25 protein-coding genes and 1 tRNA gene are annotated in these 22828 nt (G+C 69.7%); 19 read left to right on the top strand and 7 right to left on the bottom strand.

Features of this window, described 5'->3' with window-relative positions:
* The first annotated feature begins 9 nt into the window (after positions 1-9).
* From TSO352_RS32760 to TSO352_RS32745, 4 genes are all read left to right on the top strand, one after another.
* Positions 10-552 carry a cysteine hydrolase family protein gene (locus tag TSO352_RS32760; protein ID WP_247872601.1) on the top strand — a complete coding sequence of 181 codons (543 nt, stop codon included), beginning with the start codon at positions 10-12 and terminating at the stop codon, positions 550-552.
* Positions 553-650: 98 nt separating this feature from the next.
* Positions 651-1751 carry a redox-regulated ATPase YchF gene (gene ychF, locus TSO352_RS32755; protein WP_109111432.1) on the top strand — a complete coding sequence of 367 codons (1101 nt, stop codon included), beginning with the start codon at positions 651-653 and terminating at the stop codon, positions 1749-1751.
* Between the two features lie 156 nt (positions 1752-1907).
* Positions 1908-3578 carry a Na/Pi cotransporter family protein gene (locus tag TSO352_RS32750; RefSeq protein ID WP_109111431.1) on the top strand — a complete coding sequence of 557 codons (1671 nt, stop codon included), beginning with the start codon at positions 1908-1910 and terminating at the stop codon, positions 3576-3578.
* A gap of 180 nt (positions 3579-3758) precedes the next feature.
* Positions 3759-4685, top strand: a complete 927-nt coding sequence (locus TSO352_RS32745; RefSeq protein WP_247872600.1) for an EAL domain-containing protein — start codon at positions 3759-3761, stop codon at positions 4683-4685.
* On the opposite strand, the gene TSO352_RS32740 is transcribed toward TSO352_RS32745, so the two are convergent.
* Positions 4630-5106, bottom strand: a complete 477-nt coding sequence (locus tag TSO352_RS32740; RefSeq protein ID WP_109111430.1) for an NUDIX hydrolase — start codon at positions 5104-5106, stop codon at positions 4630-4632. The two genes, TSO352_RS32745 and TSO352_RS32740, sit on opposite strands and share 56 nt — an antisense overlap.
* Positions 5107-5253: 147 nt before the next feature.
* On the opposite strand from TSO352_RS32740, the gene TSO352_RS32735 reads away from it, so the two are divergent.
* The 7 genes from TSO352_RS32735 to TSO352_RS32705 all read left to right on the top strand — a co-directional run bounded on the left by TSO352_RS32735 (position 5254) and on the right by TSO352_RS32705 (position 10121).
* A complete protein-coding gene (locus TSO352_RS32735; protein WP_109111429.1) occupies positions 5254-6183 on the top strand; it encodes a LysR family transcriptional regulator in 930 nt (309 codons plus the stop codon).
* A gap of 123 nt (positions 6184-6306) precedes the next feature.
* Positions 6307-7560, top strand: coding sequence for an MFS transporter (locus TSO352_RS32730; RefSeq protein ID WP_109111428.1), 1254 nt, complete (start codon positions 6307-6309; stop codon positions 7558-7560).
* 10 nt (positions 7561-7570) lie between these two features.
* A complete protein-coding gene (locus TSO352_RS32725) occupies positions 7571-7990 on the top strand; it encodes a hypothetical protein (protein WP_109111427.1) in 420 nt (139 codons plus the stop codon).
* A 132-nt stretch (positions 7991-8122) separates the two neighbouring features.
* Positions 8123-8515, top strand: a complete 393-nt coding sequence (locus tag TSO352_RS32720; RefSeq protein WP_109111426.1) for an NADH:ubiquinone oxidoreductase subunit NDUFA12 — start codon at positions 8123-8125, stop codon at positions 8513-8515.
* Between the two features lie 97 nt (positions 8516-8612).
* Positions 8613-9137 carry an outer membrane lipid asymmetry maintenance protein MlaD gene (gene mlaD / locus TSO352_RS32715; RefSeq protein ID WP_109111425.1) on the top strand — a complete coding sequence of 175 codons (525 nt, stop codon included), beginning with the start codon at positions 8613-8615 and terminating at the stop codon, positions 9135-9137.
* Positions 9138-9222: 85 nt separating this feature from the next.
* Complete coding sequence (locus TSO352_RS32710) at positions 9223-9498, top strand: hypothetical protein (protein ID WP_109111424.1); 276 nt, start codon at positions 9223-9225, stop codon at positions 9496-9498.
* 233 nt (positions 9499-9731) lie between these two features.
* The gene (locus TSO352_RS32705) at positions 9732-10121 is read left to right on the top strand and encodes a DUF2155 domain-containing protein (RefSeq protein WP_109111423.1); all 390 of its coding nucleotides are present in this window, start codon (positions 9732-9734) and stop codon (positions 10119-10121) included.
* Between the two features lie 213 nt (positions 10122-10334).
* Here TSO352_RS32705 and TSO352_RS32700 read toward each other — a convergent pair whose 3' ends face one another.
* Complete coding sequence (locus TSO352_RS32700; RefSeq protein ID WP_109073919.1) at positions 10335-10997, bottom strand: alpha/beta hydrolase; 663 nt, start codon at positions 10995-10997, stop codon at positions 10335-10337.
* Positions 10998-11261: 264 nt separating this feature from the next.
* Between TSO352_RS32700 and epsC the strand changes: the two genes are divergently transcribed.
* The 7 genes from epsC (at position 11262) to TSO352_RS32665 (ending at position 16583) form a co-directional block, all read left to right on the top strand.
* Entirely contained in the window at positions 11262-12062 is an 801-nt protein-coding gene (gene epsC, locus TSO352_RS32695; protein WP_247872599.1) for a serine O-acetyltransferase EpsC, read from the top strand.
* Positions 12059-12544 carry an Rrf2 family transcriptional regulator gene (locus TSO352_RS32690; protein WP_109111422.1) on the top strand — a complete coding sequence of 162 codons (486 nt, stop codon included), beginning with the start codon at positions 12059-12061 and terminating at the stop codon, positions 12542-12544. The genes epsC and TSO352_RS32690 overlap by 4 nt, the downstream gene beginning before the upstream one ends.
* Before the next feature lie 46 nt (positions 12545-12590).
* Positions 12591-13763 (top strand): cysteine desulfurase family protein, encoded by a 1173-nt coding sequence (locus tag TSO352_RS32685; RefSeq protein ID WP_109111492.1) that lies wholly within the window; start codon positions 12591-12593, stop codon positions 13761-13763.
* A 375-nt stretch (positions 13764-14138) separates the two neighbouring features.
* The gene (locus TSO352_RS32680) at positions 14139-14714 is read left to right on the top strand and encodes a molecular chaperone DnaJ (protein ID WP_247872598.1); all 576 of its coding nucleotides are present in this window, start codon (positions 14139-14141) and stop codon (positions 14712-14714) included.
* A 48-nt stretch (positions 14715-14762) separates the two neighbouring features.
* Complete coding sequence (locus TSO352_RS32675; RefSeq protein WP_109111420.1) at positions 14763-15095, top strand: ferredoxin family 2Fe-2S iron-sulfur cluster binding protein; 333 nt, start codon at positions 14763-14765, stop codon at positions 15093-15095.
* Between the two features lie 139 nt (positions 15096-15234).
* Positions 15235-16383 carry a tRNA 2-thiouridine(34) synthase MnmA gene (gene mnmA / locus TSO352_RS32670; RefSeq protein WP_109111419.1) on the top strand — a complete coding sequence of 383 codons (1149 nt, stop codon included), beginning with the start codon at positions 15235-15237 and terminating at the stop codon, positions 16381-16383.
* 125 nt (positions 16384-16508) lie between these two features.
* Positions 16509-16583 (top strand) — tRNA-Met (locus TSO352_RS32665).
* On the opposite strand, the gene TSO352_RS32660 is transcribed toward TSO352_RS32665, so the two are convergent.
* The gene (locus TSO352_RS32660; RefSeq protein ID WP_109111491.1) at positions 16540-18192 is read right to left on the bottom strand and encodes a recombinase family protein; all 1653 of its coding nucleotides are present in this window, start codon (positions 18190-18192) and stop codon (positions 16540-16542) included. The genes TSO352_RS32665 and TSO352_RS32660 overlap by 44 nt on opposite strands.
* Positions 18193-18730: 538 nt before the next feature.
* Between TSO352_RS32660 and TSO352_RS32650 the strand changes: the two genes are divergently transcribed.
* Positions 18731-19732: a tyrosine-type recombinase/integrase gene (locus TSO352_RS32650; protein WP_158284648.1), complete on the top strand. Its 1002-nt coding sequence runs from the start codon at positions 18731-18733 to the stop codon at positions 19730-19732.
* A 230-nt stretch (positions 19733-19962) separates the two neighbouring features.
* On the opposite strand, the gene TSO352_RS32645 is transcribed toward TSO352_RS32650, so the two are convergent.
* From TSO352_RS32645 to TSO352_RS32630, 4 genes are all read right to left on the bottom strand, one after another.
* On the bottom strand, positions 19963-20409 hold the full coding sequence (locus TSO352_RS32645) for a hypothetical protein (RefSeq protein ID WP_146210830.1): 447 nt from the start codon (positions 20407-20409) through the stop codon (positions 19963-19965).
* Positions 20410-20549: 140 nt separating this feature from the next.
* A complete protein-coding gene (locus TSO352_RS32640; protein ID WP_109111415.1) occupies positions 20550-21782 on the bottom strand; it encodes a MobA/MobL family protein in 1233 nt (410 codons plus the stop codon).
* Positions 21782-22117, bottom strand: coding sequence for a hypothetical protein (locus tag TSO352_RS33365; RefSeq protein WP_109111414.1), 336 nt, complete (start codon positions 22115-22117; stop codon positions 21782-21784). Before TSO352_RS33365 ends, TSO352_RS32640 begins: the two co-directional genes overlap by 1 nt.
* Positions 22118-22188: 71 nt before the next feature.
* Positions 22189-22761, bottom strand: a complete 573-nt coding sequence (locus TSO352_RS32630; protein WP_146210828.1) for a hypothetical protein — start codon at positions 22759-22761, stop codon at positions 22189-22191.
* Positions 22762-22828: the final 67 nt, after the last annotated feature.

Raw genomic sequence — 22828 nt, 5'->3', positions numbered from 1 at the left:
CTCGGTCTGGTGATCATCGACGTTCAGAACGCCATCGTCGCCGGCTGCGGCACGCCGGAGCGTCAGCCCGAGATCGACCGCGCCTTGGATGACGCCGTCGGCCGCCTGCACGCGGTGAAGCAACGGGCGCGGGCTGCCGGCATTCCCGTGATCCTCGTCCAGCATGACGGCATCGAAGGCCATCGTCTGGCCGTCGGGGCGCAGGGCTGGGAGATCCGCCCGGAAATCGCCCCGCAGGACGGTGACGTCGTCGTTCACAAGTCGGAGTGCGACAGCTTCTTCGCGACGGACCTTGAGGTCCAGTTGAAGGCCCGCGGCGTGGACCACATCGTGGTCGGCGGCTGCATGACCCAGTTCTGCGTCGACACCACCGTCCGGCGCGCGGTTTCGCTCGGCTATGACGTGACGCTGATCGCCGATGGGCACACCACCGCCGACCGCGGCGACCTGCGCTTCGACCAGATCATCGCTCACCACAATGCAACGCTGAACGGGTTTGGTGCGGGCGATCATCGGGTGGATGTGAAGACAGCCGACGCGATCGTTTTCTGACCGGCCCGAGCCCTCCCCCACTTCGCGTTTGCGCTTTGGCCCCCGGCGTAGGATAAAGCGCCCCAATTCCAGTTATCTCCGACGGCGAGCAGCACCCCATGGGCTTCAATTGCGGCATCGTCGGCCTGCCGAACGTCGGCAAGTCGACCCTTTTCAACGCGCTGACCGCCACCCAGGCGGCGGAGGCGGCGAATTTCCCCTTCTGCACCAAGGAGCCGAACGTCGGCCGCGTCAGCGTGCCCGACCCGCGGCAGGACAAGCTGGCGGCGATCGCCAAGTCGCAGAAGGTCGTCCCGACCCAGTTGGAGTTCGTGGACATCGCCGGCCTGATCCGCGGCGCGTCGAAGGGTGAAGGGCTGGGCAACCAGTTCCTTGCCAACATCCGCGAGGTCGACGCCATCGTCCATGTGCTGCGCTGCTTCGAAGACGACGACATCACCCATGTCGAGGGCAACGTCGATCCGCTGCGCGACGCCGAGGTGGTCGAGACCGAGCTGATGCTCGCCGACATGGAGAGCCTGGAGCGCCAGCTCACCAGCCTTCAGAAGAAGGCCAAGGGTGGCGACAAGGACAGCAAGATCAAGGCCGACCTGATGGAGCGCGCCCTGAAGGTGCTTCAGGACGGCAAGCCCGCCCGCGTGGTCGAGGTGTCGGACGACGAGCGGCCGGTGTTCAAGCAGTTCATGCTGCTGACCGACAAGCCGGTGCTCTATGTCTGCAACGTCGAGGAGGCGTCGGCGGCCACCGGCAACGCCTTCTCCGCCAAGGTCGCCGAAAAGGCCAAGGCCGAAAACGCCGAGGTCGTCGTGATCTCCGCCGCCATCGAGTCCGAGGTCGCCCAGCTCACCGACCCGGCCGAGAAGGCCGAGTTCCTGGAATCGATGGGGCTGGAGGAAACCGGCCTGAACAAGCTGATCCGCGCCGGCTTCAAGCTGCTGGACCTGATCACCTTTTTCACCGTCGGCCCGAAGGAGACGCGGGCCTGGACCGTGCGCCGCAACGCCAAGGCGCCGGAGGCCGCCGGCGTCATCCACACCGACTTCGAACGCGGCTTCATCCGCGCCGAGACCATCGACTACACCAGCTTCGTCACGCTGGGTGGCGAGCAGGGGGCGAAGGACGCCGGCAAGATGCGCCAGGAAGGCAAGGAATACGTCGTCCAGGACGGCGACATCTTCCACTTCCGCTTCAACGTCTGACGACCAGGGGGGCCTGACGGCCAGGGGGGCACACCGGTGCCCCCTATCCTCCGCCGCCGTCATCCAACCGTCATATTGTCGTAACAATCCGCGCACCCCACCCTCCCAAGGGGGCTGCGTCCTGACCGCATCCCCGGATCCGACCGAGGGGGTGCGATGCAGGCGACGCGGGTGCTGCTGGAACTGGCTGGAAACGTCGTGCTGCTCCTGTGGGGGCTGCACATGGTCCAGAGCGGGCTGACCCGCGCGCTGGGCGCCGACCTGCGCCGCGTCCTGGGGGCTGGGCTGCGCACCCGCTGGACCGCCTTCCTGTCCGGCATGGGCATCACCATGCTGCTGCAAAGCAGCACCGCCACCGGGCTGATGACCACCGGCTTCACCGCAACCGGGCTGGTGTCGCTGATGCCGGCGCTGGCGGTGATGCTGGGGGCCAACGTCGGCTCCACCCTGATCGTCCAGGTTCTGGCCTTCGACGTCGCCCATGTCGCGCCGGCGCTGCTGCTGGGCGGCTTCATCGCCTTCCGCCGCGGGGCCAGGACGCGCAGCCGCGACCTGGGGCGGGTCGCCATCGGGCTGGGGCTGATGCTGCTGGCGCTGCACCTGCTGCTCGCCACCATCGCCCCGGCGGAGAACGCGCCGCTGCTGCGGCGGACGCTGGGCCTGCTGACCGGCGACCCGGTGGTGGCGGTGCTGCTGGCGGCGCTGTTGTCCTGGGCCGCCCATTCCAGCGTCGCCGCCATCCTGCTGATCGCCTCGCTGGCCGGCGGCGGGGTCATCACGCCGGAGGCCGCGGTCGCCATGGTGGCCGGCGCCAACCTGGGCAGCGCCATCAACCCGATCATCGAAGGCCCCGGCGCCGACGGCGGCAACCCGGCGGCGCGGCGGCTGCCGGTCGGCAATCTGGTCAACCGCGTCGTCGGCTGCCTGGTGGTGGTGCCGTTGCTGGGACCGATCACCGCCGGCCTGCAGGCGCTGTCGCCCGACGCCACCCGGCTGGCCGCCAACTTCCATCTGGCGTTCAACCTGGGGCTCGCCGCCCTGTTCATCGGTCCGCTGCCCTGGTTCGCGCGGATCCTGACCCGGATGCTCCCGGAACGCGTCCCGGTCGCCGACCCGGCGGCGCCGATGTATCTCGACCGCAGCGCGCTGCGCGTGCCCCACCTCGCCATCGCCAACGCGGTGCGCGAGGCGCTGCGGATGGCCGACACCGTGGACAGCATGCTGCGCGGCGCCCTGGACGTGCTGCACAGCGACGACCGCAAGCGGGTGCAGGAGATCCGGCGGATGGACGATGTGCTCGACCGGCTGCACGACGCGATCAAGCGCTACCTCACCCAGATCAACGTCGAGGATCTCGACGAGCCGGACCAGCGGCGCGTGTCCGACGTGCTGACCTTCACCATCAACCTGGAGCATGTCGGCGACATCGTCGACCGCAACCTGATGGAGGCGGCGTCGAAGAAAATCCGGCGCAAGCTGCATTTCTCGACCGAAGGGGCGGCCGAGATCGCCGGCATGCTGGAGCGGCTGAGCGAAACCCAGCGGCTGGCCGCCGCGGTGTTCGTGTCGGGCGACCTGCGCTCCGCCCGCGCGCTGATCCACGAGAAGGAGGTGATCCGCGATCTGGAAACGCTGGCGACGGAGGCGCATTTCGCCCGGCTGCGCGCCGGCCGCACCGAAAGCGTGGAGACCAGCGCCCTGCACCTCGACATTTTGCGCGACCTGCGGCGGATCAACGCCCATCTGGTCGCCGCCGCCTACCCGGTGCTCGATCAATCGGGCGAGCTGCTGCCCAGCCGGCTGAAACACGGCGCGACGCCGGTGTGAGCGCCCCCTCTCTTTGGTGGCAACGAAGGCGTTGCCGTTCGCCCTTTTCTTGTCACCGCCCCGCTGTCGTTAGCTCTTTAGTAACCATATAAAATTCGTCAAGCTCTTTCGCGGCATGGTTAACAAACCGCTCCCGTGATTGTTATGCGGGAGAGAGATTGGCGAACGAGGAGCGGACTGGTGGCGAACACGCACGCGGCGTCGAACGGGTCCGGGGCGGCCGCCGACATGCCTGTCGGCACGCCTGTCACGACAGCGGGGCCACCGACGGGGATCGCCTCGGCGGACGACGGCTTCGCCGAACGGGTGCGCGACGCCATCGACCGGCAGGAGTTGTCCCTGGTCTTCCAGCCCCAGGCCGACGTGTTCACCGGCCGGCTGACCGGGTTCGAGGCGCTGGCCCGCTGGCGGCTGTCCGACGGCACCATGCTGCCGCCCGACGTCTTCGTGCCGATGGCCGAGCAGGGCGACGCCATCCATCTGCTGGGTGAATGGTCGTTGCGGTCGGCCTGCGCCACCGCGGCCGGCTGGCTGCGCGACGGTCTGGTCGACGCGCCGGTGTCGGTGAACCTGTCGGCCCGGCAGCTCGACGATCCCGGGCTGGTCCGCCTGGTGCTGGGCGCGCTGGCCGACACCGGCCTGCCGGCGGCGAACCTGAAGCTGGAACTGACCGAAACCGCCCTGTTCAACCACGGCGCCGACGAGCGCGAGGCGCTGATGCAACTGCGCGGCGCCGGGGTTCGGCTGGTCCTCGACGATTTCGGCACCGGCTGGTCGTCGCTCGCCATGCTGCGGCGGATCCCGATGGAATCGCTGAAGATCGACAAGCAGTTCGTGCAGGCGATGGTGGAGGACCGCGACGCCGCCGCCATCGTCCAGGCGGTGGTGGCGCTGGCCCACGCGATGGACCTGACCGTGGTGGCGGAGGGGGTGGAGACGCCGGAACAGCGGCTGTTCCTCCAGGCCTACCGCTGCGACACGCTGCAAGGCTACTGGCTGTCGCGCCCGCTTGCCCCCGAGGGCGTGGAGGCGTTCCTGGCCGAGCGGATCGTCAGCGGTCTGACGCGCCCCGCCCCAAAGCCCGCTGGGCCGCCGCCAGTCGGATGACCCGCCGCGTCTCGTCCCACTCCGTCAGGTCCCCGGCCTCGTCGGGGGTGGCCCAGCAGGCCTCCAGCGCGTCGTCGGCGCAGACCGGCTCTCCCTCGGCGCTCTCCGCCGCCACCTCGACCAGGGTGTAGTGGAAATGCACCCGCCCCTCGTCATCCGGGGTGATGGCGTCGACCACGGTGACGATGCCGGTCGGCACCACCGCCAGACCAGTTTCCTCGCGCACCTCGCGCACAGCGGTCTCGAACACCGTCTCCCCCACCGACTGGGCGCCGCCCGGCAGGCTCCACTGCCCCAGCCGCGGCGCCTTGCCCCGCCGGATCAGCAACACCCGCTCCCCCCGCCACACCACGACTCCCACCCCGACCCAGGGCCGGTCGGGATACTCGCGGTCGGAACGGACGATGGGCGGGGCGGTCATCGGCATGGCTCCCAGTCGGTTGGCATCGGCGGCAATCCCTTGACCTGACGATAGCCCGGTCGGAGACTGATGCGCCAGACACGATGGCGACCGCCCAACCGCGTGGCGTCGATCGCATCGGCCCTCTCTCCCTTGCTCCAGCGGCCCATGAAGCTCAACGAGATCCGCACCTTCATCGCCGTGGCCGACGCGCAGTCGGTCCAGGACGCCGGCAACCGGCTGGGGCTGACGCAGTCGGCGGTGTCGCGGCTGATCCAGCGGCTGGAAGCGGAGCTGGGCGTCACCCTGTTCGACCGCCAGACCAAGCCGCTGGCGCTGACCCGCGACGGCGAGGTGGCGCTGGCCCACGCCCGGCGCATCCTGGCGGCGACCAGCGACTTCGCCGACGCCTTCGCCGGATCGGCGGAGCCGCAGGGGCTGCTGCGGCTGGGCGTCGCCCATGTGCTGAACCTGCTGGCGGCCGGGCGGCCACTGGACGACCTGCGCGCCGGCTTCCCCGGCCTGACGGTGCGGCTGCTGTCGGATTGGAGCAACGCGCTGATCGAGCAGGTCCGCGCCGGCGCGCTCGACGGTGCGCTGGTGCTGCTGACCGAGGGCCAGACCCCGCCCGAGGATCTGCCCGCCCGCGAGATCGGCCGCGAACCGGTCAGCATCATCGCCGCCGCGGCGGATTGCGGGCAGCAGAGCCTTGCCGCGATGAACGCGCGGGGATGGGTGCTGCAGCCCAACGGCTGCCGCTACCGCAGCGCCCTGCAAACCGCCCTGGCCCCGCTCGGGCTCCAGCCGAACGTGACGGTCGAGGCCTATGACCAGAGCCTGTTGGTGTCGCTGGTTGCCCGCGGTGTCGGCTTCGGGCTGGCGCCGTTGCGGCTGATCGCACCGGCTGCCGGCATGGTCGGGGGCGGCATGGCGGCGGTGCGGCCGGTCGCCTTGCCGGACTTCCGGCTGTCGGTGACGGTCTGGCTGGTGCGGGCGCGGGTGACCGGCCGCATCGGCCCGGTGTTCGACCGGCTGGAGGAGTCGCTGCTGCGCCATCTCGACGCCTGCGCGCCGGCCCTGTATTCCGCAGCGGAATGACCTGTTTGCTGATTATGAATTTGCCGGACTGTTGATGTCCGCTTATCGTCAAAAACCAAGACATAACGATCCAAGACATCGAAGGCGCCGGCGCGGGCCGCCGGCGACCACCGGGAGGGACCATTGACCGCCACCACCCCCGCACCGGCGCCCTCCTCCTGGAGGACGCCCGCCCTCGTCGTCGTCTGCGGCTGCCTGATCTCGATGCTGGCCTTCGGCCCACGGTCGAGCATGGGGCTGTTCATCGGCCCGCTGTCGGAAACCCGCGGCTGGGGCCGCGACGTCTTCGCGCTGGCCATCGCGATTCAGAACATCCTGTGGGGGGCCGGCGGCCCGTTCGCCGGCGCCCTGACCGACCGCTACGGCCCGGCGCCGGTGCTGGCCGGCGGCGGACTGCTGTACGCCGCCGGGCTGGCGCTGATGCCCTACGCGCAGACCAGCGTGGAGCTGTACCTGACGGCGGGCGTGCTGATCGGGCTCGGCCTGTCGGGCGCCTCCTTCGGCATCATCATCGCCGGCTTCACCCGCCTGCTGCCGGCGGAGAAGCGCACCTGGTCGATCGGCATCGCCACCGCCGCCGGCTCGATGGGACAGTTCCTGTTCGCGCCGATGGGGCAGGCCTTCATCGCCGGCTTCGGCTGGCAGACCGCGCTGCTGCTGCTCGCCGGGTCGATGATCGCGGTGCCGCTGCTGGCGATGGTGTTCCCCGGCCCGCGCGGCATGGCGGCCCACGGCGCCCCGGCGGCGACCGGCGCCGACATCGGCTTCCTCGCCGCGGTCCGGCAGGCGTTCCAGCACCGCAGCTACGTGCTGCTGGTCACCGGCTTCTTCGTCTGCGGTTTCCAGTTGGCCTTCATCACCACCCACCTGCCGCCCTACCTGACCGCGGCCGGCATCAGCCCGTCGCTGGCCGCCTGGGCGCTGGCGCTGATCGGGCTGTTCAACGTCGTCGGCTCCTACGCCTCGGGCGTCCTCGCCAGCAAGGTCAACAAGCGCACCCTGCTGTGCGCCAACTACTTCTCGCGCGGGATCGCCACCGCGGCCTTCGTGCTGCTGCCGATCTCGCCGGTGACGGTGATCGCCTACGCCGCGGTGATGGGCCTGCTGTGGCTGTCGACGGTGCCGCCGACCTCCGGCCTCGTCGCGGTGATGTTCGGCACCCGCCACATGGGCACGCTGTACGGCGTCGTCTTCTTCAGCCATCAGGTCGGCGGTTTCCTCGGCGTCTGGCTCGGCGGCGTGCTGTACGAGCGGACGGGGTCCTACGACGTGGTGTGGTGGCTGGGCGTGGCGCTGGCGATGGCCGCCACCATCGTTCACTGGCCGATCTCCGAAAAGCCGGCGCCGTCGCTGGCGGCGGCCGAGGCGAAGGCGTAGAATCACCGCCATGACCGGAAACCCGTCCCCGCCATCCTCCGCCCCACTGCCGGCCTCGCCGATCAGCCACGGCCTCGCCGCGGCGCTGTTCGCCGGCGTGCTGGCGGTGTGGATGGCGCTGATGGGACTGTCGCTGCAACGGGCGGCCCTGCCGGAGAGCACCGACGGCATGATGCTGGCGGTGTTCCGCCCCGGCACAAGCGATGCCGAGGCGCTGGGCGCCATGGTCCGGGCGGGTGGCGAGCCGGTGCGGTCGACCTGGCTCGGATTCGCCTGGGTCGCCCGCGGGCTGGAGCCCGGATTCGTCGGCCGGCTGAAGGCGGAGGGCGCGCTGGCCGCCTTCGGCGAGCTTCCGGTCGGCCCGACGCTGGGCGGCTGCACCGCGACTCCGGTCGATGCGGCGAAAATCGCCGCGACGAAGCTGCAATAGCCCCCACCCCCGCCGAATGGCGGAGCGTGAGCATCACCAACGGTGGACGCGCGGCGCCTGCGGTGTCATAGTGCGGCCCGCATTCGACCGCCCCGTTCGCGCGGGGCCAGACCCCGGAATTCGTGAGCGACGATGAGCGAGCCGATCTCCCTGTTCACCAAGATGGCGAACATCCACATCCGTTACGTCACGTGGCGTCGGGGCGCCAAGGTCGGCAGCGACCGCTTCGGCAACGTCTATTACCGGTCCAAGAAGACCGAGGCCGGCATGCGCGAGCGCCGCTGGGTCCTGTACGCCGGTGAACCCGACGCGTCGAAGATCCCGCCGGAATGGCACGGCTGGCTGCACCACACCGTCAAGGACCCGCTGCCGGAAGGGTCGAGCGCCTATCACAAGCCGTGGCAGAAGGAACATCTGCCCAACATGTCCGGCTCGGTCCAGGCCTACCGTCCGCCGGGCCACGCCCTGGCCGGTGGACAGCGCGTGCCGGCGACCGGCGATTACGAGCCCTGGACCCCGACCTGACCCCCGATCTGATCGTTGGCCTGATGGTCCAAATCAGTGCAAGCACCCGGCCCGTTGGGCCGGGTTTCGATTCGGGACCTCGCAGCAGGATAGCTTCATGCGCCGGAATGTGATCGAAACCGTGCTGGGCGGCGTCGTGCTTGCCGTGGCCGCCGTGTTCCTTGTCTTCGCCTACAAGAGCGCGGACCTGCGCAAGGTGCAGGGCTACGACATCACCGCCAATTTTAGCAGCATCACCGGCCTGCAAAGCGGCGCCGACGTCCGCATCAGCGGCGTGAAGGTCGGCACGGTCACCGGGCTGACGCTCGATCCCACCAGCTATCAGGCGGTGGTCCACCTGTCGGTCGACAATTCGGTGAAGCTGCCCAAGGACACCGCCGCGGTCATCGCGTCGGAAAGCCTGCTGGGCGGCAAGTTCCTGTCGCTGGAGCCGGGTGGCGACCCCGACATGATCAAGCCGAACGGCCGTGTCGAGTTCACGCAGAGCACGCCGGGCCTGGAGCAGCTGCTCGGTCAGGTCATCTTCTCGCTGCAGAGCATGAGCAAGGGCGGCGACGCCAAGGCCGCCGAGCCGCCGTCCACCGCCGGCGCACCGCCCGCGGCCCAGCCGCCCAAGCTGTAACGCGGCCGGCGTCCACCCAGGAACCAACGGCCACGCTCGAGCGTTCCTCCTGCCAGTCGGATCACCCGATGCAGGAGGAATTGCGATGCGCCCGCCCGTACTGGCCGTGCTGGGTCTGACCCTGCTGGCCGCCGCTTGCGGCAACACCATGGAAGAGAAATCGGCCACCGGCGGGATGAGCGGAGTCGCCGCCGGCGCGCTGGTCGGTGGACCGGTCGGCGCCGTGGTGGGTGGCGTGGCCGGCGCGGGCGCCGGGGCTGCCACCGAAAAGATCGAGGAGCGCAACCAGAGCGGTTCGGGCGCGTCCTCCCCCACCATCTCCAAGGCCCCGGCGTCGCGCACCACCACCACGGCGCCGTAAGCCGTCGCCCATCACCGGCGCCCCACACGGTCATCGGTCAGCCCTGTCCATCGCGGGGAGCATTCCCCGCCGCGCCCCTGACGCTGGACGCTGACCCCGCTTCCGGGTAGAAGGCGGAGCGCCCCCGGCCACGCTTCGGCGCTGCCGGCCGGCGCCGTCCGCAACCACGGAAGCGATCCGACGTGACGACGTTCCCGACTTCTTTCCGGCCCACCCGCCGGCCCACCCACCGGATGACGGGCGCCGCCCTCGCGGCCGCGCTGTTGCTGGCACCGCTGGTCGCCCCCCTCACCGCCCAGGCCGCCCCGGTGCCGTCGCAGATGCTCGACCGGCCGGGCGCCAAGCTGCGCTGGCTGGACAAGGTCACCGCCCGCACCTCCACCTTCACCATCCAGGTGGGGGAAACCAAGAGCATGGGCAGCCTGCGCATCACCCTGCGCGCCTGCAAGGAGAACCCGCCGATCGACACGCCGGAATCCGCGGCCTTCCTGGAGGTGACGGAGATCAAGCCCGGCGAGCAGGCGGAGGCCGTCTTCAGCGGCTGGATGTTCGCGTCCAGCCCCGCCCTGTCGGCGATGGAAAACGCGATCTACGACGTGTGGGTGCTCGGCTGCGAGCAGTGAGGCGCCCTTCGTTCGACCGGAACCGGCATCGTTCCGGGTCGAGCGTCATTCCCGCGCAGGCGGGAATCCATCCTGCCCGTCGGCTTCTCCATGGAAACAACGGGATCCCCGCCTTTGCGGGGATGACGGCTCTGGGACGTGGCTGCAGGCTGAATTGAGTGGTCGTGGTGGTGAGAGGCCAAAGGTCAGCGCCTGCGTGCCCTTGGCCCCCGCTTACTCCGCGACCGCCGCGATGGGGTTGCCCAGCGCCTTGTCCAGGTAGTCGTCGACCTGGATCGCCAGATCGTCGGTGCGGTTGACGAAGAAATGGCTGGCACCCGGCACGACGCGGTGGTCGATGCGGATGTCCTTCTGGTGCGACAGCTTGGTGACCAGCTTGGTCACGGCGGCCTGCGGCACCACCTCGTCCTTGTCGCCGTGGATGATCAGGCCCGAGGACGGGCACGGCGCCAGGAACGAGAAGTCGAACAGGTTGGCCGGTGGCGACACCGAGACGAAGCCGTCGATCTCCGGCCGGCGCATCAGCAGCTGCATCCCGATCCAGGCGCCGAACGACACCCCGCCGATCCAGCACAGCGGAGCGTTCGGGTTGTAGGTCTGCAGCCAGTCGAGCGCCGCCGCCGCATCGGCCAGCTCCCCCTCGCCCTTGTCGTAGGTGCCCTGGCTGCGCCCGACGCCGCGGAAGTTGAAGCGCAGGGCCGAATACCCGCGCTTGGTGAAGGACTGGAACAGGGTGAAAACCACCTTGTTGTTCATCGTCCCATTGTGCTGCGGGTGCGGGTGCAAGAGCAGCGCCACCGGGGCGTTGGGCTGCTTGCCATGGGTGTAACGGCCTTCCAGGCGACCGGCGGGACCGTTGAAGAGCACTTCAGGCATGGGAACGACGTTCCTGACGCGGACAAAGGGTTGTTGAAACCACCACGGCGCCGGACCGGTTGGTCATCCGATGGATGTCCATCCGAATCAGCCGCCCCGGCGCACGGGCCGTAGAGCCCGTCACGGGTTTTCCCCCTGCGGAGTGGGGTTTTCCGCACACAATTCTTGACCGTTTTGCTTGGTCATCATATATGCGTCGTAACGTCCTCCGGGGCAACCCGCGTGACCCGCCCCATCGGCCTTGCCTTGCGGAACGGGCGGCCGATGAGAGCGGCGGACTATACCACGGCGGGTGATGGCGTGTTCAAGCATCTTCGCGAAGAGATCGACGGGATCATGGCGCGCGACCCCGCGGCGCGATCCCGGCTGGAGGTGGCGCTCTGCTACCCCGGCTTGCACGCGATCGTGCTGCACCGCATCGCCCGGCGCTGCCGCGACGCCGGCTGGCACCTCGCCGCCCGGCTGGTCTCGCAGGTCGCGCGCGCGCTGACCGGCATCGAGATCCATCCCGGCGCCACCATCGGCCGGCGCTTCTTCATCGACCACGGCATGGGCGTCGTCATCGGCGAGACGGCGGAGATCGGCGACGACGTCATGCTCTATCACGGCGTCACGCTGGGCGGCACCTCGCTGAACCAGGGCAAGCGCCACCCGACGCTGGGCGACGGCGTGATCGTCGGCGCCGGGGCCAAGATCCTGGGGGCCATCACCATCGGCCGGGGCGCCCGCATCGGCGCCAACGCCGTGGTGGTGGCCGACGTCGCCCCCGACACCGCGGTCGTCGGCATCCCGGCCCGGCCGGTGGCCCCGCGCGACCGGGCGGACACGCGGAAGTTCCTGCCCTACGGCACCCCCTGCGGCGAGATCCCCGACCCGGTCGCCCGCGCGCTGTCCGGCCTGCTCGACCAGGTGACGGCGCTGCAGGCCCGCGTCGGCGAACTGGAATCGGCGGCGCCCCGGACCGCACTCGTCCAGAAGGGCCTTGCCCTTTCCACCCCCCTATCGACCGAGACCGCAAGCGCCCGCAACGGCGGGGCGCACGAAGCTCAAGGAGAAGCGCGATGAGACTCAGCACCAAGGGACGCTATGCCGTGATGGCCATGGTCGATCTGGCGGCCACCAGCCAGGGCAGCCCGGTGGCGTTGGCCGACATCGCCGAGCGGCAGGAGATCTCGCTGTCCTATTTGGAGCAGCTGTTCGCCAAGCTGCGCAAGGGCGGCCTGGTCAAGAGCGTGCGCGGCCCCGGCGGCGGCTATCTGCTGGCCCATCCGGCCGACGCCACCCGCGTGTCCGACATCATCCTGGCGGTGGACGAGCCGATCCGCACCACGCGCTGCGCCAACGGCACGCCGCAGGGCTGCCGCACCAACCGCTCGCGCTGCCTGACCCACGACCTGTGGGAGGAGTTGGGCAACCAGATCCACATGTATCTCAGCTCGGTCACCGTGGCCGACGTGGTGGAGCGGCGGATCATCGGCACCAGCGGCCTGGGCCTGCTGCGTCCGGCCGTGGTGTCCGCCGACGGCGGTGCCGTCGCCGCCGAATGAGGGGCTGTCGAATGAGCCGCCGCATGACCCGGAGCACACCGCCGCTGTGACCACCCCGTTCGGTGCCCCGTTCCGCCGTGCCGGAGCCTATCTGGACCACAACGCCACCGCCCCGCTGAAGCCGGAGGTGAAGGCGGCGATGAGCCAGGCGATGGATCTGGTCGGCAACCCGTCGTCGGTCCACGCTTTCGGCCGCAGCGCCCGCCGCGCGGTGGAGGAGGCGCGCGCCGCCGTCGCCGCGCTGGCCGGGGTGAAGCCGGCCCAGGTGCTGTTCACCGGCAGCGGGACGGAGGCGAACAACTTCGCCCTGCGCGGCTTCCCCGGCCGCCCGGTCCTGACCTCGGCGATCGAGCATGAGTCGGTGCTGGCCGCCCGGCCCGACGCCCGGCGATTTGCCGTCACCCGCGACGGCACCGCCGACCTCGCGGCGCTGGCGGCGCTGCTCGAGCGCTGGCCGGGCCAGCCGCCGGACCAGGCGCCTGATGGAACCGCGCCGGCGCTGCTGTCGCTGATGCTGGTCAACAACGAGACCGGGGTGATCCAGCCGGTGGCCGAGGCGGCGCGGCTGGCCCATGCCCGCGACGCGTTGGTCCATTGCGACGCGGTGCAGGCGGCCGGCCGGCTGCCGCTGTCCCTGCCCGCTCTCGGCGTCGACCTGATGACCCTGTCGGCCCACAAGCTGGGCGGCCCGACCGGCGTCGGCGCGCTGATCCTGGCCGAGGGGCTGGAACCGGAGGCGCTGATCCGCGGCGGCGGGCAGGAACGGCGCAAGCGCGCCGGCACCGAGAACCTGCTGGGCATCGTCGGCTTCGGCGCCGCCGCCCGTCTGGCGCTGGAGGGGCTGTCCGCCGCCGCCGATCTGGCCGGTTTGCGCGACCGGCTGGAGCGCGAGGCTCTGGACGCCGTGCCGCAGGCCCGGGTGATGGGGGCCGGCGCCCCGCGCGTGGCCAACACCAGTTGCCTGATGCTGCCCGGCCTGGCCGGAGAGACGCAGGTGATGACGCTGGATCTGGCCGGGGTCGCGGTCAGCGCCGGTTCGGCCTGTTCCAGCGGCAAGGTGAAGCCGTCCCACGTCCTGGCGGCGATGGGCGAGGACGAGCGGGCGGCGGCCTGCGCCATCCGGGTCAGCCTGGGCTGGACCAGCGACGACGCGGCGGTCGACCGCTTCCTGACCGCCTGGACCATGATGGCGCGGCGGAACGCCCGAACCGATGCGTGACCTGCGCCCCGCCGAGCGGCCGACGCCGGGCGATCCTGCGCGACCTTCTGTCCCCCGGCCGCCCGGCCCGCATTCGCGCGTTGCGCCGGACGCGGCTTGCCGGTATGACCCCGCGGATGGACCGCCTGCCGGGCGTCCATGGCGGCGTTGGCGGGACTGCCCGCCGGGTACCGGATCCTCTTGGCGTTTTGCCCCATGGCGTTTTGACGGACTGCACGCATGACCCGATCGACATCCGGCCCGCCCCCGTCAGGACCTCATGGACCAGGACCCCATGGACCAGGGCCTCATGGACCAGGACCCGACAGCCCGGCCGGAGGCATCTCCGGCAGCATCGCCGGCGACCTGGAACCCTGCGGCTCCTGCGGCCGTTCGGTGGCCCCGCGCGCCCTGTTCTGCCACGCCTGCGGCGCGGTCCAGCCGCCGCGCCCGCTCGACCCCTTCACCCGGCTGGGGATGGAGCGGCGGTTCGACATCGACCTCGACCTGCTCGCCCGTCAGCACGCCGGCTTCACCCGCGCCCTGGACCCGGAGCGTTTCGCTGCCCGCGGCCCGCGCCAGCAGGCCAACGCCAGGGCGCAGAGCGAGGCGCTGCGCGAGGCGCACGACACGCTGCGCAACCCGGTCCGCCGCGCCCATGCGCTGCTCGCGCTGCTGGGCGGCCGGCCGGCCGACGGTGGCGACACCACCGAGCCCGGCGACGACGAGATCGCCGACCTCGCCGCCACCCTGGCCAAGGCGGCCGATACGGCGGAGCTGGACCGCATCGGGCTGGATCTCGGCCAGCGGATCGAGGCCTGCATCAAGTATCTGGCCCCGGCCTTCCGCAAGGCGCAGACCGCCGACGGAACCGACGGCGCCGCCCGCATCCTGACCCGGCTGGAACGGCTGGAGGTGCTGGCGGCGGAGGCCAGCGCCCGCCGCGCCGTCCACACCCCGCCGCGGCCCTGACTGTCCTTCCACCCCCAACGACCACCCTCAAAGACGTACGAGGATCCCATGCCCAAGATGACCTTCATCGAGACCGACGGCAACCGCCGCGAGGTGGACGCCCCGCTCGGCCTGTCCGTGCTGGAAATCGCGCACAAGAACAGCCTGGACCTGGAAGGCGCCTGCGAGGGCTCGCTGGCCTGCTCCACCTGCCACGTCGTGATCGAGCCGGAATGGTTCGACGTGCTGCCCGACGCGCAGGAAGACGAAGAGGACATGCTGGATCTGGCCTTCGGCCTGACCAAGACCTCGCGCCTCGGCTGCCAGATCATCATGACCGAAGAGCTTGACGGTCTGGTCGTCCGCCTGCCCGGCGGCAGCAACAACGCCATGAAGGGCTGAGGTCCGGGACGACGGGGGAACCTGTTCCCGCCGGGCGCCGCGATTGTGCCGGCCATCCTGCCGGCCATCCTGCCGGATGCGCGGCCCCGGCGGGCCCTTCCCCCTTCCCCGGGCCCCTGCCCGCCCCATATAGGGCGCCATGAACTCCCTCGGTCTTTCCAAGCGCCCCCAGGACACCCGCGTCGTCGTCGCGATGTCCGGCGGGGTGGATTCCTCCGTCACCGCCGCCGTGCTGCGGGAGGAGGGCTATGACGTCGTCGGCATCACGCTCCAGCTCTACGACCACGGGCTGGCGGTGCAGAAGCCGGGCGCCTGCTGCGCCGGGCAGGACATCTACGACGCCCGTCAGGTCGCCGACCGCATCGGCATCCCGCACTATGTCCTGGATTACGAAGGCCGCTTCAGCCAGGACGTGATGGACGACTTCGCCGACAGCTATCTGCGCGGCGAGACGCCTATCCCCTGCGTGCGCTGCAACCAGCGCGTCAAGTTCCGCGATCTGCTGAACACCGCCCGCGACCTCGGCGCCGAGGCGCTGGCCACCGGCCATTACGTCCGCCGCGTCGCCGGCCCGCAAGGGGCGGAACTGCACCGCGCCGTCGATCCGGCCAAGGACCAGAGCTACTTCCTGTTCGCCACCACGCGCGAGCAGCTGGAGTTCCTGCGCTTCCCGCTGGGCGGCCTGACCAAGCCGGAAACCCGCGCCCTGGCCGAGCGCCATGGCCTGGAGGTCGCGGCCAAGCCCGACAGCCAGGACATCTGCTTCGTCCCCAACGGCGATTACGCCGAGGTGGTGGCGAAGCTGCGCCCTGGATCGGTCGAGCCCGGCGAGATCGTCCACATCGACGGCCGGGTGCTGGGCCGCCACAAGGGTGTCGTCCATTACACGGTCGGCCAGCGCAAGGGCCTGGGCATCGGCGGCATCCGCGGCGAGGAGGAGGCGCTCTACGTCGTCCGCCTGGAACCGGCCCAGCGCCGCGTCATCGTCGGCCCGCGCCGCGACCTCGCCCGGTCGCTGGTGACGGTGCGCGAGATCAACTGGCTCGGCCCCGATCTGGCCGAGGGCGACGGCATCGCTGTGTCGGTGAAGCTGCGCTCCGCCCAGCCCGCCGCCGCCGCGACTTGGCGCGCCGGCCCGGACGGCACCGCCCGGGTGGAGTTGCACGAACCGCAGCACGGCATCGCCCCCGGCCAGGCCTGCGTCGTCTACCAGGACGACCGCGTGCTGGGCGGCGGCTGGATTTCCGGCACGGCGGCGGGCGTGGCGGAGGGTGAGAAAGCCGCCTGAATCGGCGCTTTCGGGGCCGTCGAAAAAATCGACTTTCCCCGATAATTCCGCGTTGACACGCCAAGCCGCCCTATCCTATATAGCGGCTCCCGGCGGCAACGACGGGACACGATGGTAGCCACGATGGCAGCGTAGCTCAGTGGTAGAGCAGGGGAATCATAATCCCTTGGTCGGGGGTTCAAATCCCTCCGCTGCTACCATCATTGCAGTCCTAGCGACTGTGCCGCTTCCCTCACCCGGCCTCTTCCGGGTGAGGGACAGCAGCTCCTCAATCCTGCCATGAACCGTCAGATGAGTTTCACCGCGGCGCTCGCCGGGGTGGATTTCAATTCGCGCGAGCAGCGCCCGAAGGGTGCTTGCCGCCTCTTGGCGTGACTCATCGCCGCCCGCTAGCGCGTCGTCCAAGGCCTCCAGCTGCTCGCGGTAGCGTTGCGCTGCCTGAGGGTGTAGTTCTACCACCGCATCGGTTGCGGCCTCTGCCTCGACAATGGCGGCCATTGCCGCGTCAGCCTCGGCCTTCTGCAGCTCCAAGTTTGCAAGCCTGCCGCGCAGAGCGGGGCCGGCAGTGCCCTCGGCGATGGCGTCCACGATGTTGTCGATCTGGCGGCCCAGTTTGGATACTTGAGCAGCCACCTCGTTACGCTTCTGTCCCGCCTCAGCGCGTAGCCGACGCCGTTCTTCCCCATAGGTCTTCACGTAGAGGGCGAGCAGCTTGGGTGAAAGCAGCTGCGTCCGGACGCCGTCGAGCACCCGCTCTTGTAGATCGCGCAGCCGGATCGTGCGGTTGTTCGCGCATACCGAGGCGCCTGATTCGCGGTAGGTCGAGCAGGCGAGTTGATCCTTCGACTTGACCGTATATGCCCCGCCGCAGCAGCCGCAGCGCAGTAGGCCCGAGAACAGGTGTTTGGGCCGGCGACACTTGTTGACGCGAAGGTGCTTGAACCCATTCTTGATGGCCTGCACCTGCTCCCAGAGCACGTCGTCGATGATCCGAAGTTCAGGAACTTCGGTCACCACCCAATCGGAGTGGGGGTTTAGTCTGGGCACCCGCTTGCCTGTCTCCGGGTCCTTAACCATGTGAAGCCGGTTGTAGATCAAGAAACCGATGTAAGCCTCGTTGTAGAGGATACCGTTCTTCCGCGCGGGGTTGCCGTTGATCGTGCTTGCGTTCCAGTGTCCACCCGCCGGCGATGGGATATGGTCGCGGTTCAATCCATCGGCGATAGCCCGCGGGCTGATGCCAGCAGCGAACTCGCGGTAGATGCGCCGAATTATTGCGGCCTGCTCCGGGTTCACCCGGCGCCTCCCTCGTACCGGGTTCCCATCTCTATCGAATTCACGAACTAGGTCATAGCCGTAGGATAGCCCGGTTGGAACGATCCCATCCTTCGCCCGCCCGGATTGCGCGCGCCGCACTTTGGTCGCCAAATCGCGCAAGAACAGCGCGTTCATTGTTCCCTTAAGGCCGACGTGCAACTCCGAGATTTCGCCTTCTTGTACCGTCACAAGACGGATGCCGGCGAACCCAAGCCGCTTGTAAATAGCGGCGGTGTCTTCTTGATCTCGCGACAGGCGGTCCAAACCTTCAGCCACCACCGTGTCGAAGCTGCCAGCCTTAGCGTCGCCCAATAGCCGCAGCGCCTGGGGACGCGTCCTCAGGTGCGCCCCGGACAGGGCATAATCGGCGTAGATGGCTACGACTGTGCCGCCGTTCCGCTCAACGAAATCGCGGCAGAGGAGGAGCTGATCATCGATGGACCGTTCGAGCTGGTTGTCCGACGAGAACCGCGCGTAGATGGCTGCACGCATCACGTCCTCCACGCCTTCTTGGCTTCAACTTCGGCCCTATGATCCTCACGTGCCGCCAACCGCGCAAGGGCGCGGACGAAATCCTGTAGCAACTCTTCCCCGGACGCCTGTGCGTTGCACTTGACGTCGGATGGTGAAAGGATGGCGCTCTCTGCGCTATGAGCGAGCCCATAGACGGATTGCATGTGCGGCAACCATCCAACGTCCGCATCTGCGTATGGCCTCTTCACCACATCCACCCCTGCACGCTTGGCGGCGGCGAGCAGGATGTCCGTCGCGGCCAAGGCGGAGTAGATGGGTTCATGACTCTGGGCCGCCGGGCACGCCGCATGGCATCGGTCACGCGCGCGCTGCAGTGGACTGTTACCGCGTACAGGTGCTTCATTCGCTGGCGGCTTGGGGATGAATTTTACGCCCGATAATGGCACTTATCAGGCATGATCGGCCGGCGGTCCAACCGGCGCGCCGCCCGTCCGCGCGCGGGCGGCGGCCGAGCGGAAGCACCCCATATCCCGGCGACACCGCCACGGGAACGACGATGATCGATCACCTGCCCATCCCCTCATCTGCCACCCTGCCCGCCGCCACGGCGGACGCACCTCCGACGGAGGCGATCCAGGCGAATCTGGAGCGCCACGCGCACGCCGCGCGCGGCGCCTACGCCCGAAACACCGAGCGGGCGCTGCGCGCCGACACCGCCGTGTTCGTCGGCTGGTGCCAGGAGACCGACCGCGCGGCACTGCCGGCGACGGCGGACACCGTAGCGGCGTTCGTCGACGCCATGGCCGAAGCGCGGAAGCCGGCGACCGTCCGCCGCTACGTTGCCTCCGTCGCGTCCCTGCACCGCGCGGCCGGCCTGCCCAGCCCGACCGAGGACGCCACCGTGCGCCTCGCCGTCAAGCGCATGCACCGCGCCAAGGGACGGCGTCAGGAGCAGGCGCACGGCCTGACCAACGGCCTGCGCGGCCGGCTGCTCGACGCCGCCCGCGAACGGCCCATCGATCTGCGCGACAAGGCGCTGCTGATGACCGCCTACGACACCGGTCTGCGCCGCGCCGAGCTGGTGGCGCTGCGCGTCGAGGATCTGGAGGAGGCCGACGACGGCTCCGGCTCGATCCTCGTGCGCAAGGGGAAGACCGACCCGGAGGGAACGGGCCGGACGGTCTACCTGGCGCCCGACACCCTGCGCGCTGTGGCGGCGTGGCGCGCCGCCGCCGGCATCACCGCCGGCCTGCTGTTCCGCTCCGTCTGCAAGGGTGGGACGAAGTTCGGCGCATCGCTCGATGAAGGCGCCGTAGCGCGGATCATCAAGCGCATGGCCAAGACCGCCGGCGTCGCGCCCGAGGTGATCGCCCGGCTGTCCGGGCACAGCGGGCGTGTCGGCATGGCGCAGGACATGGCGGCCTGTCGCCTCGAGCTGGCGGCCATCATGCAGGCCGGCGGCTGGAAGAGCCCGGCCATGGTGGCGCGCTACACCGAGCGGCAGGCGGTCCGGCGCAGCGCCGCCGCCCGTCTTGCCGAGAGCCAGGGACGCGTCTAACCCCCTTCCATGGGCCGGCGCCCGTTGTCCCTATGTCCACGGGCCGCGAAGGCCAGCCGCGCGCCCACAGCGCTGGCGGCAGGCCGTCGGCCGGTGGGCATGGGGGCAACGCCGGGACCGCACCTCTTCGCCCTTCCACGGGCCGAACGGCGGCGCGATGGCGGGGATGCAACAAGAAGGGGGCTGGCGTGTGCCAGCCCCCTTCTTGCACCACTCACGCACTGTAGCGGTCACTCGGCGTGTTCGAGCGCCTTGGTGGCCAGACGGACGACGCGCTCCAGCTCGTCGCGGTCGAGCGCGTTGACGAAGCGCTCGAGGATGTCCGGGGTGCCGGTCTCGTCGGCCCCTTCCACCTTGCGGTAGACGGCTCCGGTGGAGAACACCGGATCGTTCGGGATGCGAACGCCCGTGGCGGCGACCTCGTAGCCCTCCTCCTCCATGATCGCCTTCACGGCCATACCGCAGAACTGGCGGACGGGCATGGCGCGTGCCTGCGCGCCGAACTTCTCCAGCAGCATGCCGCTGATCTTGGCGACGGAGGGGAGCCCCTCATCGACCGCCGACTTCAGGGCCGTGCGAGAGGTCGTCGAGCGCAGCTCGTGCAGGATCTCGGTGCCCTGCTTGAGGCTCATAGCGGCGCGCAGTATCTTCGGGGTTGCACTCTTGGGAATGCTCATGACGTGTTCCTTCATCTGTCGCGCGGCGACGCTTTGCCGAGGGTGGCCGCGCTAGGTGCTGATGGGTGCCGCGTGGTGGTGATGGGTACTATACACCCATCACCACCTGCGTCAATGCCAAAAATGCGCCCGCCCCCTCACTAGCGCTCACGCTCCCATCCCCGTTCCCGGTCCGGGGTGGACAGGCGACCGGACAGCTGTCCGGCCTGCGCCGGAAGGCGCAGGCCGCGTCCACCGAGGACCCGCCGCCAGTCCACCGACGCCAGCGCCGCTCGGATGGGCGCGGCGACCTGGGCCAGCAGCAACCGGAGGCGGTCGGGGCGGTAGAGCCCGCGCAGCCTCAGCGCATGCCGAGGGCGACGCCGGCCAGCAGGCCGATTCCGGTCGCCAGTACCATCGTCCACCAGCGCGGCCGCGACGGCGGCACCGGCTTCGGCAGCCTGTCCAGCGCCGCCGCCAGATCGGCCAGCAGCGCGCGCGTCTCCTCGAGTGTCTTCGTGGCGTGGTCGGCAGCGGGGCTTGTCCGATCGAACTGATGACGGGCACGCTGAGCCATCAACGAAGTCTGATCGAGGGTCTTCGTGGCGAGATCCTGAAAGCGCAGCAGGAAAGTGATCTGGTCGTCCATGGAGCGCAGTCTCCTGACGGTTGTTGAGGGCGCCAACGAGGGCGTTCGTCTCGCATCTGGGCGTGCCACCGTCTATCTCCGGCCAGCGGATCTCCCGACCGGTCGGGCCGGCGCGCGCCCGGCTGGTCGGGCCGATGCCGCGCGCCGCCATGGCCCGGCTCTTCGGGCCTTCGTGCAGCGTCGGCAGGCGGACGATGCCCTGCGCGGCCAGAGAGCGGTGGTCGATGCGGGCTGCGGGGCCGTAGCCCCAGGCGGCCATATGCGCGTTGTGAACCTCGGCCCAGAGCGTGCGGACCTCCTCGAGGGCGCCGTCGCGCGACAGGCCCATGACCTTGGGCGTCCGGCCGCGCTGGCCGGCCTTACGGGGAACGCCCTGGTCGAAGGCGTAGAGGTGCACGTGCGGATTGCCGGGCCGGTCGTAATGCAGGGCGGCGATCCACGGTGCCTGCCCCTGAGTCAGGCGCTCGGCGTAGGCGACGACGAGCGCCCGGTGCTGGTCTGGAGAAGCCTCGAGAGGCAGGGCGATGATGATGCACTCCATAACGCGCCCATTGCGCCCGGCCGTCCGCTCCCGCTCGCTAGCGAAGCGGTTCAGGCTGGCGCGTTTGAGCGTGGCAAGGCCGGTGCGGGCCTCCAGAACGACAGCGCCGCGCCGGCAGGCGTAGACGAGCCGAGCCGCTGTCAGGCCGGAACTGCCAAGTTTGGCGTTAGAGATCACCGTGTGGCGGAGGCTGTACAGGGCCATCACTCCCGCTCCGGTCTCTTCGGGCGGGAAATGGCGACGCCATTTCCCTGAAGTGCGCCCTTCCCACGGTGACGGGTCGAACCTTCGCCAGAGCCTGCAGAAGCCCCGCTGGGGCGGTTCTGATCGTGGAGACTGCAAGCGATGCGAAACCGCCCCATGAAGCTCCCCTGGTCGATCTGGCGCAGCCACAAGACGTCGTTGATCGCCTCGACGTGTCGAGCCGGCCAGTTGTCCGCGACGTAGAGGCCAAAGGCGGCTAGGTCGGCGGCGGACGGCGCCACCGCTTCGGACAGGCGAAGGGTCAGGCTGATGAAGCTGTGCGCGGTGACGAGCATGGCGGGATCCTCCTGCTGGGGAGGTGGGAGAGCGACCCGTACCGCGCTTGCATCGAGAGCGAAATTTTTCTTCAGGCCGCGACCGCCTGCTGCATCGCCCGGATCGCCGTCGCCGTGGCATAGCGGTCGCGCGCCGCTCGGCCAAGGGACTCGCTGGTGCCGCTCCGCTTGCCGGTGATGGCGCCCTGCGGGCGCGCGACGATGCCAAGGGCTGCTGCCGCTTCGGGATCGGTGCCCTTCAGAAGATACGCTTCAATGCCCTCAGGGTTGTAGATTTGGCGGCAGGCAACGAGCCCAGGCCGCCGGCCGGCGCCGGTCCAGTCGCGGCGGAGCTTCACTCGAAAGGCGGCGATGTGCTCGGGCGGGACATGGATCAGAATGTGGCTGTGCGGAACGCTACCGGTGACTCGTTCCAGCACCCAGACGTAGGCAAGAGGCACACGGCGCCGGCCGAGCCACTTCGCGGCGCGTTCGAGCATGCGCCCCTGGTGGTGCAGCGGGCGTTCCAGGCTGGGCGTGAGGTCTGCCAAGCCCCAGTCGACGGTGACGAACTCGTTGAGGGGGGTGCCGATCCCAGCGGCGAAGGCTATGGCGGCGTGCAGGTTCGCCGCGGCGGCGTCGGCAATGCTGGTGGTGGTGATCATGGAACCCTCTGAGCTGATGGGCGCCCGCCAAGACACCTTCGCCGCGGGCTTCACCTTGGCATATGCG

Source organism: Azospirillum sp. TSO35-2 (assembly GCF_003116095.1).
GTDB lineage: Bacteria > Pseudomonadota > Alphaproteobacteria > Azospirillales > Azospirillaceae > Azospirillum.
Note: the sequence above shows the minus strand (reverse complement) of the source record. Positions and strands in the feature narration are given on the sequence as shown.